The 17424-nt window shown below is 67.0% G+C and carries 13 protein-coding genes; 4 read left to right on the top strand and 9 right to left on the bottom strand.

Annotated elements, in window-relative coordinates; genetic code table 11:
- Positions 1–10 precede the first annotated feature (10 nt).
- Together uxaC and SACGLDRAFT_RS09810 are read left to right on the top strand one after the other, a co-directional pair.
- On the top strand, positions 11–1438 hold the full coding sequence (gene uxaC / locus SACGLDRAFT_RS09815; protein WP_005464145.1) for a glucuronate isomerase: 1428 nt from the start codon (positions 11–13) through the stop codon (positions 1436–1438).
- A gap of 201 nt (positions 1439–1639) precedes the next feature.
- Complete coding sequence (locus tag SACGLDRAFT_RS09810; protein ID WP_005464142.1) at positions 1640–5104, top strand: alpha-glucuronidase family glycosyl hydrolase; 3465 nt, start codon at positions 1640–1642, stop codon at positions 5102–5104.
- A gap of 90 nt (positions 5105–5194) precedes the next feature.
- On the opposite strand, the gene SACGLDRAFT_RS09805 is transcribed toward SACGLDRAFT_RS09810, so the two are convergent.
- The 3 genes from SACGLDRAFT_RS09805 to SACGLDRAFT_RS09795 all read right to left on the bottom strand — a co-directional run bounded on the left by SACGLDRAFT_RS09805 (position 5195) and on the right by SACGLDRAFT_RS09795 (position 7612).
- Positions 5195–5581: an ankyrin repeat domain-containing protein gene (locus SACGLDRAFT_RS09805; protein WP_005464134.1), complete on the bottom strand. Its 387-nt coding sequence runs from the start codon at positions 5579–5581 to the stop codon at positions 5195–5197.
- Positions 5582–5684: 103 nt separating this feature from the next.
- On the bottom strand, positions 5685–7148 hold the full coding sequence (locus tag SACGLDRAFT_RS09800; protein ID WP_040919804.1) for a catalase: 1464 nt from the start codon (positions 7146–7148) through the stop codon (positions 5685–5687).
- Between the two features lie 38 nt (positions 7149–7186).
- Positions 7187–7612 (bottom strand): Fur family transcriptional regulator, encoded by a 426-nt coding sequence (locus tag SACGLDRAFT_RS09795; RefSeq protein WP_005464131.1) that lies wholly within the window; start codon positions 7610–7612, stop codon positions 7187–7189.
- A 347-nt stretch (positions 7613–7959) separates the two neighbouring features.
- Here SACGLDRAFT_RS09795 and SACGLDRAFT_RS09790 point away from each other — a divergent pair, with 347 nt between their 5' ends.
- Positions 7960–9243 carry a hypothetical protein gene (locus SACGLDRAFT_RS09790; RefSeq protein WP_005464129.1) on the top strand — a complete coding sequence of 428 codons (1284 nt, stop codon included), beginning with the start codon at positions 7960–7962 and terminating at the stop codon, positions 9241–9243.
- A 93-nt stretch (positions 9244–9336) separates the two neighbouring features.
- Here SACGLDRAFT_RS09790 and SACGLDRAFT_RS09785 read toward each other — a convergent pair whose 3' ends face one another.
- The 6 genes from SACGLDRAFT_RS09785 to SACGLDRAFT_RS09760 form a co-directional block, all read right to left on the bottom strand.
- A complete protein-coding gene (locus SACGLDRAFT_RS09785) occupies positions 9337–9885 on the bottom strand; it encodes a hypothetical protein (protein WP_157608788.1) in 549 nt (182 codons plus the stop codon).
- Positions 9886–10038: 153 nt separating this feature from the next.
- A complete protein-coding gene (locus tag SACGLDRAFT_RS09780; protein WP_005464124.1) occupies positions 10039–11577 on the bottom strand; it encodes an amino acid permease in 1539 nt (512 codons plus the stop codon).
- Between the two features lie 1024 nt (positions 11578–12601).
- Complete coding sequence (locus tag SACGLDRAFT_RS09775; RefSeq protein ID WP_005464122.1) at positions 12602–13357, bottom strand: EI24 domain-containing protein; 756 nt, start codon at positions 13355–13357, stop codon at positions 12602–12604.
- Between the two features lie 90 nt (positions 13358–13447).
- Positions 13448–14815, bottom strand: coding sequence for a TRAP transporter large permease (locus tag SACGLDRAFT_RS09770; protein WP_005464120.1), 1368 nt, complete (start codon positions 14813–14815; stop codon positions 13448–13450).
- Positions 14812–15312: a TRAP transporter small permease gene (locus tag SACGLDRAFT_RS09765; RefSeq protein WP_005464112.1), complete on the bottom strand. Its 501-nt coding sequence runs from the start codon at positions 15310–15312 to the stop codon at positions 14812–14814. Before SACGLDRAFT_RS09765 ends, SACGLDRAFT_RS09770 begins: the two co-directional genes overlap by 4 nt.
- 4 nt (positions 15313–15316) lie before the next feature.
- Positions 15317–16324, bottom strand: a complete 1008-nt coding sequence (locus SACGLDRAFT_RS09760) for a DctP family TRAP transporter solute-binding subunit (protein ID WP_005464110.1) — start codon at positions 16322–16324, stop codon at positions 15317–15319.
- A gap of 280 nt (positions 16325–16604) precedes the next feature.
- On the opposite strand from SACGLDRAFT_RS09760, the gene SACGLDRAFT_RS09755 reads away from it, so the two are divergent.
- Positions 16605–17405 carry an SDR family NAD(P)-dependent oxidoreductase gene (locus tag SACGLDRAFT_RS09755; RefSeq protein WP_005464109.1) on the top strand — a complete coding sequence of 267 codons (801 nt, stop codon included), beginning with the start codon at positions 16605–16607 and terminating at the stop codon, positions 17403–17405.
- Positions 17406–17424: the final 19 nt, after the last annotated feature.

The raw sequence follows: 17424 nt of genomic DNA, 5'->3' as shown, positions 1-17424 counted from the left end.
AAACCAGCACATGGCCACACCGCTCGTTCTTCATCCCGATCGCGCTCTTCCCGCCGACCCCGCCACCCGTGAGGTCGCGCGCCGCCTGTACGCCGCGACACGTTCCCTGCCGCTCGTGTGCATGCACGGTCACGTGGAGGCTGAGGTCCTGGCCGACGACCTGCCGTTCCCGGACCCGGCGCGTCTGTTCGTGGTGCCCGACCACTACGTGACGCGCATGCTGGTCTCGCAGGGGATACGGCTTGAGGACCTCGGCGTCCCGAGACGCGACGGTGGTGCGGTGGAGTCCGATCCCCGAGCGATCTGGCGACGGTTGTGCGCCAACTGGCACCTGTTCCGCGGGACTCCGTCCCGGTACTGGCTGGAACACGAACTCGCGGAGGTCTTCGGGGTCCGTGTCCGGCCCTCGGCCGACACCGCCGACGAGATCTACGATCAGCTGGCGGCCACACTGTCCGATCCGGACTTCCGACCGAGAGCGTTGTTGCGCCGTTTCAACATCGAACTCCTGTCCACCACCGACCCGGCCACGTCGGACCTGCGGCACCATGCCCGGCTCCGCGAGGACGGCCTGGGGGATCGGGTGATTCCCACGTTCCGGCCCGACGCCGTCGTCCACATAACCGGCGAGGGATGGCGGGAACACGTCGAGGAACTCGGCAGGCTCACCGGCTTCGACACTTCCGGTTATCCCGGTTTCCTCGACGCGCTGCGCAAGCAGCGGGAGGTGTTCCTCGATGCCGGGGCGCTGGCCACCGACCACGGCCACCTGGGTACCGACACCACGCCGCTCGACACCGCCGAGGCGGCCCGCATCTACTCCGCCGCGCTCGACGGGAAGGCCGCCCCGGAGGAGGCCGAGGCGTTCGCCGGGCACATGCTGTTCGTCATGGCGGAGATGGCCTGCGAGGACGGTCTGGTGATGCAGCTGCATCCCGGAGTGCTGCGCAACCACGACGACGACATCCTCCGGGCCTTCGGCCCCGACAAGGGCTTCGACATCCCGGTGGCCGCCGAGTTCACCCGTGGTCTTCGGCCCCTGCTCAACGCGTTCGGGCACCACCCGAACTTCCGGCTCATCCTGTTCACCGTGGACGAGACCGTCTACAGCCGCGAGCTGGCACCGCTGGCCGGCGCCTATCCTTCGGTGCGGTTGGGGGCACCGTGGTGGTTCCTCGACAGCCCGGACGGTATGCGGCGTTTCCGGGAACTGGCGACCGAAACGGCCGGCTTCTACAACACCTCGGGGTTCGTGGACGACACGCGTGCCTTCGCCTCCATCCCGGCACGGCACGACCTGGCTCGCCGGATCGACGCGGGATACCTGGCTCGGCTCGTCACCGAGCACCGGCTCACCGAGGACGAGGCCACCGAGACGGCCGTGGACCTCGCCTATCGCCTGCCACGTCTTGCGTACCGACGATCGACGAGTTCGTGATCCGAAAACTTTCGGTGCGATGAAACACGTTTCATCGCCGACGAACCCTTGACGAGACGGACGGGCGTTTCCACACTCGTTCGCACACGGCAAGATGATCGATTCCCGGCGGGTGTCCGCAAAGGACACCCGACGCCCGCCCGTACCGCTTTCCTCCCGGCTGCTCTCCCTGTTCGGCGACACGGCAAAGGAGCCCGCGAGATGAGGAGACGTCCGCGACGCCGGAGAATGGCGCTCGCGCTGTTGGTTCCGGTCGCACTGGTGGCGACCCTGTTGATCGGCACACCCGCGATTCCCGAAGCGGCCGCAGCCCCCACCCACCCCGACTACAGCGGCTCGGACCTGTGGCTACGTTACCCCGAGATCGAGGACCCGACGCTCAAGAAGCAGTACGCGAAGTCCGCCACCGCCGTCATCGTGCAGAACGCCGGAAAGAACCCGGTGCACCGGCACACCCGTGACCTGAGGATGGAACCGGGTTCGCGGGAACACCTCGTGACCACGACCCTCGAAGCGGCCGAGGACGAGCTGGTGAGGGGTCTGGAGGGGCTCCTCGGCACAAAGGTACCCGTCCACACGAAGCCGGGTCAGCACGTCCCGGACGGGGCCGTCGTGGTGGGCACTCCGAAGACCTCGCAGATCGTGCGCCGGTATGTCGACGCCGAGAAGCTCGGGACCGTGGGCGACGACGGCTACCTGATCCGCTCGGTCTCACGCGGCCGTCACGACTTCACCCTCATCGCCGCCAACACGGAGATCGGCGCGTTGTACGGCACCTTCGCATTCCTGCGGAGGATGCAGACGCGACAGCCCGTCACCGACCTGGACATCGCCGAGAAGCCCAGGATCGCCCATCGGTACCTGAACTACTGGGAGACCGAACGGCTCTACGCCGGCAACGACGAGACCGGAACCGGGGGCCTGAACGGCGAGAACGGCGCCGTGTTCAACTTCGCCGCCACGGGCGAGAGCGCCGACCGCAACCTGCCCGTCATCCTGGACCGCTACCTCGTGGTCGCGCGTGCGCTGGCCTCGGTGGGCGTCAACGGCATCACGATCAACAACGTCAACGCCGACAACGTCTACCTGACGCGGGAGTACGTAGAGCAGACGGCCGCGCTCGCCGACGCACTGCGCCCCTACGGGATCAAGGTCGGACTGTCCGTCAAGTACACCGCGCCCACCGACGAACGATTCGCCCCCGACACCCTCACCGAGGACCAGCTCGACCCGTACGGCGAGGAGTTCCGGGACTGGTGGCACCGGAAGGCGAAGCAGATCCGGGAGGCGATCCCCGACTTCATCGGCTTCACCGTGAAGGCGAACTCCGAGGGCCAACCGGGCCCCCAGGACTTCGGCTACGACCACGGTGACGGCGCCAACGGCATCGCCGCCGCCCTGGAACCGCTCGGCATGACGGTGTACTGGCGCACGTTCGTCTACAACGCCGACGTCGACAACGACCGGCTCAAGCGCGCGTACCTGGAGTTCGGCCCCATCGACGACGAACCGCAGGACGACGGCTCGGTCGGACGGTTCGCCGACAACGTGTTCCTCCAGACCAAGAACGGTCCCCTGGACTTCCAGGCCCGTGAGCCGTTCAACCCGATGTTCGGCCGCATGGAGAACACCAACCAGGCGCTGGAGCTGCAGATCACCCAGGAGTACACCGGCCAGAACACGATGCTGTGCTATCTCGGCCCCATGTGGCAGGAGGTGTTGAACACCGACACCTACGCCACCGACGCCGACGGTGAGCTCCTCGACCACCGTCTGGTGGGAAACGTCGTGGACGGCACGGCCCAGGGACACTCGGACACGGCGATCGTGGGGGTGGCGAACCTCGGCAACGCCGACAACCTCACGGGTCACCACTTCTCGCAGGCCAACCTCTTCGCCTTCGGTCGCCTGGCGTGGGACTGGACTCAGGACTCCGAGGACATCGCCACCGACTGGGTGCGGATGACGTGGAGCAACGACGACCACGTGGTCGAGACGATCGTGCGGATGATGATGGGCTCCTGGGAAGCTCTGGTGAGCTACCAGACTCCCCTGGGTGTCGCGCACCAGTTCGCCGACGGTGAGCACTACAAGCCGTACCCGTCCCAGTGGTTTCTGAAGGACGACTGGAGCCCGGTCTACTACAACAAGGCCGACAGTGTCGGTCTCGGTTACGACCGCTCCCCCACGGGCAGCAACTTCACCGCCCAGTACTTCCCCACCCTGGCCGAGCGCTACGGCGACATCGAGTCCACTCCGGAGAATCTGCTGATGTGGTTCCACCACGTGCCGTGGGACCACCGGATGGACAACGGCCGGATCTTCTGGGACGAGCTCGTGTACCGCTACCAGATGGGCGTGCAGTACGTGACGTGGATGCGCGAGACGTGGGACTCGCTGAAGCCGTTCCTCGACGCCCGACGCTGGCGCGAGGTGCGGGACAAGCTCGCTCAGCACGAGATCGACGCGGCCGACTGGCGCGACACCAATGTGGAGTACTGGCAGGAGTTCAGCGGGAGGGAGATCCCGTCCGACGACGGTCCGGTGTCGGCCACGTTCGTGGTGAACGGTACGGAGTACGGCGGCTTCGACCTCTCAGCCGACAGCTACCGCATCCCGATCCCGGCGGGCGGTTCCCCGAGGATCACCGAGGTCCGGACGGCCGATCCGGACGCCGACTACGAGATCGTCTCGCAGGCCGACGGCGTGCCGGGGACTGCGGTCGTGAAGGTCACCGGACACTCGTTTTTCGGTCCGTTGGTGAAGAACTACGTCCTCGAACTGGTGCCCGACACCACCTTGGAGAGCCTGTCGGTCAACGGCACCCGACTGGACTCGTTCGACCCGGAGGTCCACCATTACAACGCCCTGTTGCCGCCCGACGTCGACTCGGTCGCGACGGTGGAGGCCGTGGCGCACGACCCCGCGGCGACCGTGCGTGTCGAGCAGGCCGACCACCCCACGGGACAGGCGGTCGTCACCGTGACCAATGGGGAGGCCTCCTCGCGGTATACGGTGGATCTCGACATCGCCTTGAACGGCTCCGACGAGTTCGACTCCGACGAGCTCGACGAGCGGTGGAAGTGGGTGCGACACGATCCCGACGCCACGCGGCTCGACGACGGGGCCCTCGTCATCACCCCGCAACGAGGCGGGCTGGAAGGAGACGCCGAACCGGCGAGGAACCTCGCGTTGCAGGAGGTCAACGGCGACTGGACGGCGGAGTCGAAGCTCGTCTTCTCCCGGCCTCTCGCCCACGAGAACGAGCAGGGCGGCATCATCGCCTATGCCGACGACGACAACTACGTCAAACTCGCGTGGGAGATGGCCGACGAGGACGCCGAGATCAACAAGCTCCACGTCGTGCTGCTGACCGAGGAGAACGGCAAGGCGACGAGCCTGGAGGTCACCGGAGCCGACGCCCAGCGCATCGTGGGTGAGAAGGGAGCCATCTGGCTTCGGCTCACCAAGCGCGGGAACACCTACAAGGCGTACTACTCCGGCGACGGCGAGGTCTACCGGTACTTCGGAACCACCACGCTGGACACCGAACCCGAACGGGCGGGGCTGATGGCGTGGAGCGGAGCCGCGCCGGCCACCGATCTCCACGTGGCGTTCGACTGGTTCCACATCCGCAGCCACGGAGATCGGGTACCGCCCCGGTGATCGACTGACGGACGAGGCGCCGTCGCGGTCGGGGCCACTGTCGACCGCGACGGCGCTTCGGCGCGACTGCCGTCCACGCTGAGGCGACCGTCAGTCGGCCAACAGGTGTTCCCGGCCGAACATGACGGCGGCGGCGCGCGCCGAGGGGGTGCCCGCGTCGAGATCGGCTCCGGCTTCCCGGAGCACGGCCACCACCTCGTCCTCGCCCTTGAACAAGGCTCCCGCGATCGGTGACTGGTCCCGCGCGTTGCGCAGATCGGGGTCGGCACCACGGTCGAGCAACGCTCGCACGGTGGCGGCGTGCCCGTGGTAGGCCGCGAGCATGAGCAGCGTGTTCCCCTGCGGGTCGGTCACGTTCACCGGCAACCCGTGGTCCAGGAATTCCAGGAGCTGGCCGGTGTCCCCTTCCCGCGCGAGATCCATGGCGATCGCCACGACGCGTTCGACCTGCTCCGGTGTCAGTCCGCCCTCGCTCATACTCCCCTCTCCCGTTCTTCGCCGCGACGACGCGACGAGAACACCGCCCCGCATGGACGAGCCACACGGGGCGGTGTCTACGCGACAGTGATGTCGGCCCGCGTCAGAGCTGACCGGCCTGCAGCGCCTCGATCGCCTTGCGGACGCCCTCGCCGTAGGCGGGGTCGGCCTTGGTGCAGTTGGCGATGTGCCGCTCGATGGTCGCCTCCGAGGCGCCGTTGATGGCACGCGCGGTGTTCTCAAACAGCGCCTGCTGCTGCTCCGGCGTCATGAGACGGAACAGGTTGCCGGGCTGCTCGTAGTAGTTGTCGTCGTCCTCGCGGTAGTTGAACCGGTCGGCGACCGACCCCACGGCCAGGCTCGGCTCGCGGTAGGCGGGCTGCTCCTGCCAACGACCGTAGGAGTTCGGCTCGATGCCCGGAGTGGAGCCCTGGTTGCCGTCGACGCGCATGGCGCCGTCGCGGTGGTAGGAGTTCACCGGGCAACGCGGCTGGTTCACCGGGATCTGGTGGTGGTTCACACCCAGGCGGTACCGCTGGGCGTCACCGTAGGAGAACAAGCGGCCCTGCAGCATCCGGTCGGGGGAGAACCCGATGCCGGGGACGATGTTGGCCGGGTTGAAGGCGGCCTGCTCCACCTCGGCGAAGTAGTTCTCCGGGTTGCGGTTCAGCTCCCACTCACCGACCTCGATGAGCGGGTAGTCCTTCTTGGACCACACCTTCGTGAGGTCGAACGGGTGGAAGCGGTAGGTCTCGGCCTCGTGCTCGGGCATGACCTGGATGTAGAGCTTCCACTTCGGGAAGTCACCGCGCTCGATGGCCTCGTAGAGGTCGCGCTGGTGCGACTCGCGGTCCTTGCCGATCAGCGCTTCCGCCTCGGCGTCGGTGAGGTTCTTGATGCCCTGCTGGGTGCGGTGGTGGAACTTCACCCAGAATCGCTCGCCCTGCGCGTTGATCATGCTGTAGGTGTGCGAGCCGAAACCGTGCATGTGGCGGTACGACGCCGGAATGCCGCGGTCCGACATCACGATCGTCACCTGGTGCAGCGACTCGGGCAGGTTGGTCCAGAAGTCCCAGTTGTTCTCGGGGCTGCGCATGTTGGTGCGCGGGTCACGCTTCACCGCGTGGTTGAGGTCCGGGAACTTCAGCGGGTCGCGGAAGAAGAACACCGGGGTGTTGTTACCGACGAGGTCCCAGTTGCCCTCCTCGGTGTAGAACTTCACCGCGAAACCACGGATGTCGCGCTCGGCGTCGGCGGCACCGCGCTCACCGGCCACAGTGGAGAATCGGACGAACAGGTCCGTCTTCTTGCCGACCTCGGAGAAGATCTTGGCGCAGGTGTACCGGGTGATGTCGTTGGTCACCGTGAAGGTGCCGTACGCACCGGAGCCCTTCGCGTGCATGCGGCGCTCCGGGATCACCTCACGGTCGAAGTGCGCGAGCTTCTCCAGGAACCACACGTCCTGCAGCAGCATCGGACCACGGGGGCCGGCGGTGAGGGAGTTCTGGTTGTCGGGAACCGGAGCGCCGGCGGCAGTGGTCAACGGCCTCTGGTTGTTTTCGGGCAAAGCACACTCCTCGTCGGGTTCGTACTTTCGAAAGGTGATCACTCGTCGCGTGCAAGGCAGGAAGGGCAGGTTCCCCAGAAGGTCACCTCGGCCTCGTCGACCTCGAACCCTTCGAGGTCCTCGGTGTGAAGGCACGGTGCCTCGCCCACCACGCAGTTGACGTCGGTAATGGAACCGCATTTGCGGCAGACCATGTGGTGGTGGTTGTCCCCCACACGGGTCTCGAACCGGGCGGGGGACCCCGCCGGCTCGATACGACGGACCAAACCGGCGTCGGTCAGGGCTCGCAGGACGTCGTACACCGCCTGGGTCGACACCGAACCGAGCTCGCGACGGACGGCGGTCGCGATGGTCTCCGCGTCCGAGTGGGGATTGGCCGCGACCATCGTCAGCACGGCGACCCTCGGACGGGTCACCCGCAGTGATGCCCCACGCAGGAGGGCGGGGGCGTCGATGATTGCCACGGCGGCAGCCAACCAGCTTTTCTGGAATAAGTCAACTTTGCACCGGTGGAACCGTCGCCCTCGACGCGACGATCACCCGATCAGTCCATGATCGTTCCAGGTCAGCGGCTTTCGAATCACCCGACGTGGCTCCGGACACGGCCCCGGTGTCACCCGCCGATCCGCTCCCCCGCCCGAGACGAACGCGATGCCCGCCGACCGCTATGTCCGGTTTCGCCCCTCCGGACCATTCGTTCTCCGCCGCGTCGTGCACCGTGCGACAGCACTCTGGGCCGTTCGAGCGGTACGGGTCGGCGACCGTGTGAAGACCGGTGACATCCGAACCGGTCCTCCCTCACCGTGGGATCATGGACCGCTCACTGGATCAGCTCGCCCACCGGCTGCTCATCCAGTGCTCCCCGGCCCAAGTGAACGTCGCCGCCGACATTGCCGCCGCTCACGACGGCGGCTTGGTCATCACGGGCGACTCACCCGAGCCGATCGTGAGCAAGCTTCGCGCACGAGGGTTCACCGGACCAGTGCTCTGCGACGCCAACCGGTATTCGGGACCGCATCGGGTGAACGCGAGGCGGGGGCTCCGTCCCGCCTGGTGCCGGCGGCAGCACGAGCTGGGCCTGATCGCGGTCACCGACTCCGGCTACCTCGAACTCGGGGACTGGGATAGTCTCCGCAGCATCCTGTACACCGCGGCGTGGCAACGCGGTCCCGTCATCGCCATGCTTCCTCTGGCCGCCCGCTGGTTGTTCCACCGCGAGGACGTCGATCACATGGCACGCGAGCTCGACGCCCACGGCGTGCCCGTCGCGATCGCCCTCGAACACTCCGGCGACCCCTTCGGGGCCCGGTACGTGGTCCGCCACTTCCTTCGCCTGCTCCGGAAGGTCAGCGTGCCGGTGCTGGTGTTGCGCAGCGACGTCTCGGCCATCGGCGCGCTCTGCCACGGTGCCCACGCCGCCGCGATCGGCACCACGAGCACGCTTCGCCACCTCTACCCGGCGAGGTCCTACCGTGGGGGCCGTCCCACGACGGTCTCCGTCTTCGTCAAGGAGTTACTCAGCTATCACCGGCTCGACACGTGCGAGGCGGTGTTCGCCCTGGCCCCGGAGACCGGTCACTTCTGGCTCTGCAACTGTGCCGTCTGCGGCGGGAACACCCTCGCCCGGCTTCGTACTGCCGAAAACCCGCGCGCCGTGGCGTTACGGCATTCTCTGCACTCCCAGTTCCTAACCTACCGCCAAGTCGTCGACCGACGGTACGCCCGCGAACAGCTCGCCAGCGTCTGGCACAACACCTGTAGTACCGCATTGGCCGCCCATCGTCGGATCGCCGAACACGCAAGTTCCTGGCGCGTACCCGACCACCTGAGGCGCTGGTGCAGCGTCACCGACGATCCCCTGCGGCACTACCGCGAAACCCTCCTGCCGAACGCGGCTCCGCCCCTCCCCGCATCACCGACGCCCGAACCCCGCTCACGGGGGAACGCTCATCGATCGCGCCCCGACGTCGGGCTCGGACCGGGGCCCGAGCGGAACCGCGTCCCTATGTCGCCCGGCCGCCGGACAACACCTCGGACGTCAACGGACGCGCCGCCCTCCACAGATTGTCGTGGTACTTCGCGAAGTAGTCCTTGACCAACTTCCTGCTCCGCACACTGAATCCCACCAGGTTGTCCTGTTCGCCGGAGAAGGCGAAGAAAAGGTACTCGTCGTCGATGAGCGCGACACTCACCGCCTCGGACTCCCCGCGCAACGACCAGTCCAACACCCGGACCTGATAATTCCTGTGCGTCGCGTTCTCCTGCGCGTCGAGCTCCTCCCGAGCCAGTCGGCCATACCATCGTCTCGTGACCCGAGAAGCACCCGACGAAATCGATGCTCGTCGGAACGGTCCGCCCACGCGCGACAGGTCGCGAAATAGCTCAACGCGCTCTCCCCCAGTTCCCCCGGCGGATAGGGACGCAGGTAACTCGTGTGCACCCGCCTACGGGCCTTGTCGACCCTGGCGCGCAATGCCAGGTAGAACTCGGTGTGGCTCTCGTACGTCCTGACCTGGGACCAGTCGGGGTTTTGAAGTCGACTTTCGATCCTTTCCACGGTGTTCAGCACGACGAGAATGGAAGCCGCGATGATGGGGATTTCCAACGATTCGAGAAAACCCAGCTCACGATTGACGAACAACGCCACGAAGTAAGCGGGAATCGAAAGCACCAGAGCTGACTTGGCCACGGTACTGAAAATCCGATTGCGCAGCACTTCCGTGGCTTCCACCGTCACCTCCGCCACCTAGGGGAATCCGCTCGAAAGCTGCATACCACGCGGGCGCGCGAACGGACAACGCGCGGAGAACCCCCGTCGGAACAAAAAAGCGGGTGGGCGCCGCGCTCGTTTCGAGCGGCGAAAAGCCCACCCGCTGTCGGGGAAAGGGGATCAGTCCTTGGCCGAGCTCTCCCCCACCGCCTCCGGTTCTCCACCGGACTCCGCTTCCCGCTTGCCGAGCAGCGAGTGCCGCTTGCTGTAGAGGAAGTACACGATCACGCCGAGCGCCATCCACACCAGGAAGCGCAGCCACGTCAGCACGGTCAGGTTCAGCATCAGCCAGAGGCACGCGGCGATCGCCAGGATCGGCACGAGCGGCATCAACGGAACCCGGAAACCGCGCTTGAGGTCGGGGCGCGTCCTGCGCAGCACCATCACGCCCGCCGACACCAGGATGAACGCGAACAGCGTGCCAACGTTGACCATTTCCTCCAGCTTGCCGGCGTCGAAGAAGGTCGCGGCCACGGCCACCACGATGCCGACTATGACGTTCACCCGCACCGGGGTGCCGCGCGAGCCGGTCTTGGCGAGCTTACGAGGCAGCAGCCCGTCACGCGACATCGCGAACAACACCCGCTGCTGACCGAGCAACAGCACCATGACCACCGTGGTGAGACCGGCGAGCGCGCCGAGGGAGATGATGTTCGCCGCCCAGTCGACACCGTGGTAGGCGAAGGCCGTCGCCAGGGTCTTGCGGCCCTCCGGCTCCGCATCGGTGGCCAGCTGCTCGTAGGGCACCATGCCCGCGACGACGAGCGAGGTGGCCACGTAGAGACCGGTCACGATCGCCAGCGAGCCGAGGATGCCGCGCGGCACGTTGCGCTGCGGGTTACGGGTCTCCTCGGCGGTGGTGGCCACGACGTCGAACCCGATGAACGCGAAGAACACCAGCGACGCACCGGCCAGCAGACCGAACGCGCCGTAGACACTGCCGGAGCCACCGACGAGGACGGAGAACAGCGACTGCTCCACACCGGCGCCGGCCTCGCCGCCCTCGGCGGCGGGCGGGATGAACGGCGTGTAGTTGTCCGGGCTGATGTAGGCGATGCCCATGAAGATGACGAACAGGATGATCACGACCTTCACGGACGTGATCACGAGGCTGAACCGCGAGGACAGCTTGGTACCGAGCGTGAGCAGGGTGGCCAGGATGGCGATCAGCAGCAACGAACCCCAGTCGAAGTTCACGGAACCGAGCTGCACGGTGGTGCTGACACCTTCACCGAAAAGCATCACCAGGACTTCCTGCAGGTAGACCGACCACCCCTTGGCCACCGCGGCCGCGGCCACGGAGAACTCCAGGACGAGGTCCCAGCCTATGATCCAGGCGATGAACTCACCGAACGTGGCGTAGGAGAAGGTGTAGGCGCTACCCGCGACGGGCACCGTGGACGCGAACTCGGCATAACACAGCGCGGCGAGGGCGCAGGCGATGCCGGCGAAGACGAACGCCAGCGCCACCGAGGGGCCCGAGATGTCCCCCGCGGTGCGCGCGGTGAGCGTAAAGATACCGGCGCCGATCATCACGGCGACCCCGAAGACCATCAGGTCCCAGGCACCGAGATTCCGTCGTAGCCGGGTATCTGGCTCGTCGGTGTCTGCGATCGATTGCTCGACGGACTTCGTCCGCCAGATACCGGTGCCCGGCACGGTTTCCTCCTCGAAAAGGCCTGGCTTGCAGAATTGGTGGTGGTCAACCTAACGGGTCACCGTAGCGTGCGCCAGGAGCAATTGCCGATTCCGATATTCATTCGTTCGGATGCGTCTCGTCATCCGGTCGAGCCAGCACGTCGGGAGCGGAGATGCACCCCTCGCTCTCACCACGGAGCCCCGCGCCCCTGCCGATCTCGGCGTGTGCCGGGCCGCCTCGTCTCGGCGGGCGGGATTCCTCCATGCCCCATGCCGGTTCCCGCTCACCGCGACGATGGTGTCGGTCGGTGAGCGTCGGGTATCCATGAGTGACGACGGAAAGATTCGGTGAGGCCGCGAATTCCCACACCCACGGCCACGACGATCAGCCGGATACCGTGGCGGCACGCGTGACCACGAAATGCGAATCCGTGCTCGAGAAGGGCGGGGTGTCAGCGAGGCGTCCCTCCCTCGTTTCTCGGGAGCACGTCGACACTGCCACCACCGAATGCCGGATACGTCCCCAATGCCGCACCAGTCCTTTCCTGAAGCCCCACTTTTCCGCGGACGTTCGCTCGACGGAGAGGCCCACTTCCGGCGAGGTGACGGACGTTTGCAAGCGGACGCCGGGGCGGCATCGCGGAGCCCGAGCTCTCGGCGAGCTCGCTTCCCGGCTCGGGCCCCCGCACGGTCTTCGCACCGCGTTGCTCGGCTCGTCCGAGTTCAGGGCCTCCCGTGCCGGGGTGGCCTGCGGGTGCCCCTCGCGTATCGCCTCGACGAGCGAGGCGCCGGGGCGGGGCCGAGCAGGCGCCCCTCGGTGTCCCCACGGCGACCGGCCCATCCACCGGTTCGGGGCCGGTCCCTTCGGACGGTCGCCGTACACCGTCCGCTCGTCCGGAACCTCGTCGGGCCACCCTCTGCGGAATCCACTCGCCGCACCGTATCCCTCTTTTCTCGTCCGCGGTCTCGGTCGATGTCGGAAACCTAGCCACGGGTACCGACAAAACCGGGACGTCGCCTTGGGCGAGGACCCGAGTGCGAGGGCTCAGGCGTGTGCGGGCACGGCGGTACGCAGGGTCTCGCGGGCGACGAGCACGCCCCCGACGAAGGCGACCGGGAAGACGACGAGCGCGGCGAACGGGATCATGCACAGCAGCGTCGCGGGCAACCCGAGACCGAGCGCGAGGCCCCGCCGCCGGCGCATCGCCGCCTGTCGTTGCCGGAGGTCCATCCCACGCCGGTAGAACGACACCGCCACCAACTCCAGGGCGAGGAACCATGCGGACACCAGTGCCGTGAGCACGGGCACCACGGTCTGACCCACCACCGGGACGAATCCCGCCACGGTCAACGGAAGCGTGAACAGAAGCGATCGCAGCGCGAGCAGGACGCCGTCCCGCAATCCCACCCACAGCATCCGCCACCACGAGAGTTCGGCGTCGCCGGGTACCCCGCCGAGGTCATCCTCGACCTTTTCCGCGATGTGTTCGTAGAACGGGCCTCCCACGGCGAGCGTCAGCGCCGAAAAGCTCACCATGCCGACGACCACGGCAAGTCCGACCAGCGCGATCCCGGCTGCGATCCGGACGGCTGCCCGCCAGACCTCCGCCCAGTCCTCCGCGAAGGGAGTAACCAACGCCGACAGATCGTCGATCCAGTAGATCAGCGCGATCAACCCGGCCGCCAGCAGTAGCGCAGTCACCACCACGGGCAGCACACCGAGCAACAACAGCTTGGGCGATCGCAGCAGAATGCCCAGTCCTCGCCCGAAGAATCCGACGCCCTTCACGAAGTCCCGCACGGAGTACTTCCTATCAGGAAGCAAGATCGTTTACCGCATTGACCTCGGCACGGGTCCGAGCTCGCCCTCGGGCGCCGCTTTGGCCTCCCCTTAGAAACCGAGCAGGTCGGGCAACCAGTTCGGAATCGCCGGGACGTAGGCCACGAGAAGGATCACCGCCAGACCCGCGACGAAGAACGGGCGGATGCCCCGCACCACCTCCACCAACGACACCTTGGCGATGCCGGCCGCCACGAACAGGTTGATGCCCACCGGAGGCGTGATCAGCCCGAGGGCCAGGTTCACGACCATCATCACGCCGATCGTCGTGACGTCCACGCCGACCTCCAGCAGAACCGGCGCGACGATGGGGACGAACAGATAGAGCGCCGACACCGCGTCGATGAACGCGCCCACCACGAGCAGCAGCACCACCGCCAACAGCGTGATGAGCACACGGTTGTCGGTGAGTCCGAGCAGCGCGTCGGCGACGTTGGAGGCGATGTCGTTCACCGTCACGACGTAGCCGAACACCGAGGCCGCGCCGACGATGAGCATCACCACGGCCGACTGGGAGGCGGAGGAGACGAGGATGCGGTACAGGTGCCTCGGCTTGATCTCCCGGTAGAGGAACACGCCCACGAGGAGCGCGTACGTGGCCGCGAGGACCGCCGACTCGGTGGGTGTGACGATGCCGCCGTAGATTCCTCCGAGGATGATCACGGGCACGAGCAGACCGGGGATCGCCCCGGCGAACGTGCCGAGGAAACCGCCCGTCGTCCGGGGTGCCTCGCCGTCGGTCTCCCGTTCCCCGTCGGCCCGTTCCACCGGATCCGTCACTCGTGCGGCTCCGGGACCCCCGGCGGCCACGGTGGCCGTCCTTCGCGGCAATCGAAGGCACGCCAGCCCGAGTGCCACGGCCAGCAGGAGGCCGGGCACGATTCCGGCCACGAACAGCCGCACGATCGACACGCCCGCGTAATCGCCGACCACCACCGCGAAGACGATGAACGCGATGCTCGGCGGCACGATGATGCCCATGGACCCCGCGCTGGCCATCAACGAGGTGGCATGGCGGGCCTCGTAGCCCTGTTTCACGAGCGCGGGGATGAGGATGGACCCGATGGCGGCGACGGTGGCCGGTCCCGAGCCCGAGATCGCCGAGAAGAAGAACGCCGCCACGATCACCACGATGGCGAGGCCGTGCTTGCGGCCACCCACGCACGCCTGCGCGAAATCCACGAGCCTCCGGGAGATCCCCGCGTACTCCATGATCACGCCGGCGAGGATGAAGAACGGGATCGCCAGGAGGGTCTCCGAGGAGACGGAGGCGACGAAGACGTTGGGAACCAGCGACAGTTCCCCAACTCCTCCCATCGCCACCAGCGAGCACACCGCCGCGCCACCGAGCGCGAACGCCACCGGAACGCCCACCAGCAACAGGAGGAAGAACGTTCCGAACAACACGAGCCCGATCACCGGTCCGCCTCCTCGTCGGGTGCCCGATCCACCGGGGAGCTTCCGAATCCGGAACGGCTCGCCCGGATCGTCCGATATACCCCGAGCAAAGCGCCGATCGGCAACGCGATCGTGAACACCCACTGCGGAATCCCGATCGACGGGGTGACTCGACCTCGTTCCGCTTGTCGGAGCGCCATCTCCAGTCCGAAGTACAACAGCACCACGAGGAAGGCGAGCACGGCGACGGTGACGACGATCGTGAACACCGTCCTGGTCACCCCGCGCGTCCTGTCGTAGAGAGCACCGAAACCGAGGTGCGCTCCTTCGCGCAGCCCGATGACGGTTCCCATCATGACCATCCATACGGCGAGGTTGACGGTGAGTTCGGAGGTGAAGGCCAGGGAGGCGTTGAAGAAGTACCGGCTGACGACGTTGACGAAGGCGACCACGGCCACGACGGCGAAGGGGATCGCGGCCAGCAGGTTCTCGACGAGCGCGAGACGACGGGAAAGCACGGCTTCAGCGCTCCGGGGTCACGGCTTTCGTCAGGGTGGGGCCCCAGACGTCGGCGTACTCGTCGTAGATCGGGCGCACGGCCCGCCGGAACCGGTCCATCTGCTCCTCGGTGAGTTCGGTGAGCTCCATCAACCGCGACTGTTCTTCGATCTGGGACTTCTCGGCCTGCCGGTTGGCCCGGATCTGGAACTCGTTCGCCTCGCGGGCCGCCTCCCGGATGATTCGCCGGTCGTCCTCGTCGAGCGAGTCGTAGAGCTCCTGGTTCATCCCGAGGATGATCGGGTCGTACACGTAGTTCCAGATCGTCAGGTACTCCTGCACCTCGGCCAGTCCCGAGGAGGAGATGACGTCCATCGGGTTCTCCTGCCCCTCGATGGTCCCCTGTTGCAACGAGGTGAAGACCTCCGAGAAGTTCATCGTGGTCGGGTTGGCGCCGAGAGACCGGTAGATGTCGGTGAACAGTCCGATGCCGGGGATGCGGATCTTGATGCCGTCGAGGTCCTCCGGCGTGCGAATCGGCCGGACGTTGTTGGTGAGCTGCCGGAAACCGCTCTCCCCGAACCCGAGCATCGTGACGCCGAACTCGGCGCACAGTCGCTCGTACGCCTCGCGCGCGCCGTGTTCGATCGCCCGGTCGGCTTCCTCGTGGTCCCGGTAGAGGAACGGGGCGTTGATCGCGCCGAAGCGGGGGTCGATGCCCGCGTAGATGATCGTGGAGTTGTAGGAGAAGTCCTTGTCGCCGTTCATCAGTTGTTCGACGCCCGCGACGGCGTCTCCCGCGGAGAGCTGCTCACCGGTGAAGACGCGCAATCGCATCCGGCCGTCCGATTCGCGCTTCAGCGTGTCGGCGAAACGTTGTGCCGCCCGGTACCACGTCGACGACTCGCCGACGGTGATGGTCATGGTCCAGGTGTAGACCGGCCCGCCCGGCGTGGCAGTGACCGACCCGCACGCGCTCAGCACGAGACAGGCCAGCACGGCGACGCCGCGCAGGAAACGCATCGACCTCATTGCCGCTCTCCTCGTCCACCCCTGCCACGGGGCACTCCGAATAGTGGGAGACGACGTTCGAGCGTGTCAACCACTTAGCGAGACTAACGTCCCATAATGTGGACTCCCTTCGGTCGGGTCGCTGCCGCCCGATCTCCGGACGAACAGGTGCTCGCCAGCGCGGACATCCGGTGCAGACTGTCGCGTTCGACCATCCGATGTGCTCGAAAACACAGCCTTTCCATCGGGGACACGCGGGTAGGAAGATGCCGGTCCGATCGTTTTTCCGAGGAGGCGGATCATGTCGCGAAGTGAACGACTCAAGGACCGAGTGGTTCTCGTGTTCGGCGGCGGAGGCGGAGAACACGGCGTCAGCAACGGACAGGCCGCCGCCATGACCTACGCCCGCGAGGGCGCGCTGGTGGCCGTGGCCGACCTCGATCCCGAGGCCGCCCGGCGCACGGTCGACGCCATTCGCGGCGAGGGCGGCACGGCGCTGGCCCTCACCGCGGACGTCACCGACGGCGACCGGGTCGCCGAAGCCACCCGCCGAACCGTCGAGGAGTTCGGCCCGGTCGACGTCCTGCACAACAACGTGGGCGCGACCGTCCTCGGCGATCCCGTCGAGCTGAGCTACGAGCGGTGGCGGCGGGCGTTCGCGCTCAACGTCGACGGCGTGTTCCACGCCTGCAAGCACGTCCTGCCCGGCATGGTCGAGCGGGGCCGGGGCGCCATCGTGAACGTGTCGTCGATCGCCGCGCTGCGACACGTGGGCTACCCTTACCCCGCCTACATGGCCTCGAAGGCGGCCGTCAACCAGCTCACGGTGTCACTCGCACTCACCTACGCGCCTCACGGCATCCGCGCCAATGCCGTCGCACCGGGCCTCATCGACACTCCCCTGGTGCGCCACCAGTTGGCGTCGCAGGCGACCTCCCTCGACGACCTGCTCGCCGCGCGGCACGCGCAAAGCCCCACGGGACGCATGGGAACGCCGTGGGACGTCGCCAACGCGTGTCTGTTCCTCGCCTCCGACGAGGCCGCCTACGTCAACGCCGTCTGCCTGCCCGTGGACGGTGGATTGTCGATGTCCTGCGCGTAACCCGCGATCTCGCGGCCGG

This window comes from Saccharomonospora glauca K62, assembly GCF_000243395.2.
In the GTDB taxonomy this organism is placed as follows: Bacteria; Actinomycetota; Actinomycetes; order Mycobacteriales; family Pseudonocardiaceae; genus Saccharomonospora; species Saccharomonospora glauca.
Note: the sequence above shows the minus strand (reverse complement) of the source record. Positions and strands in the feature narration are given on the sequence as shown.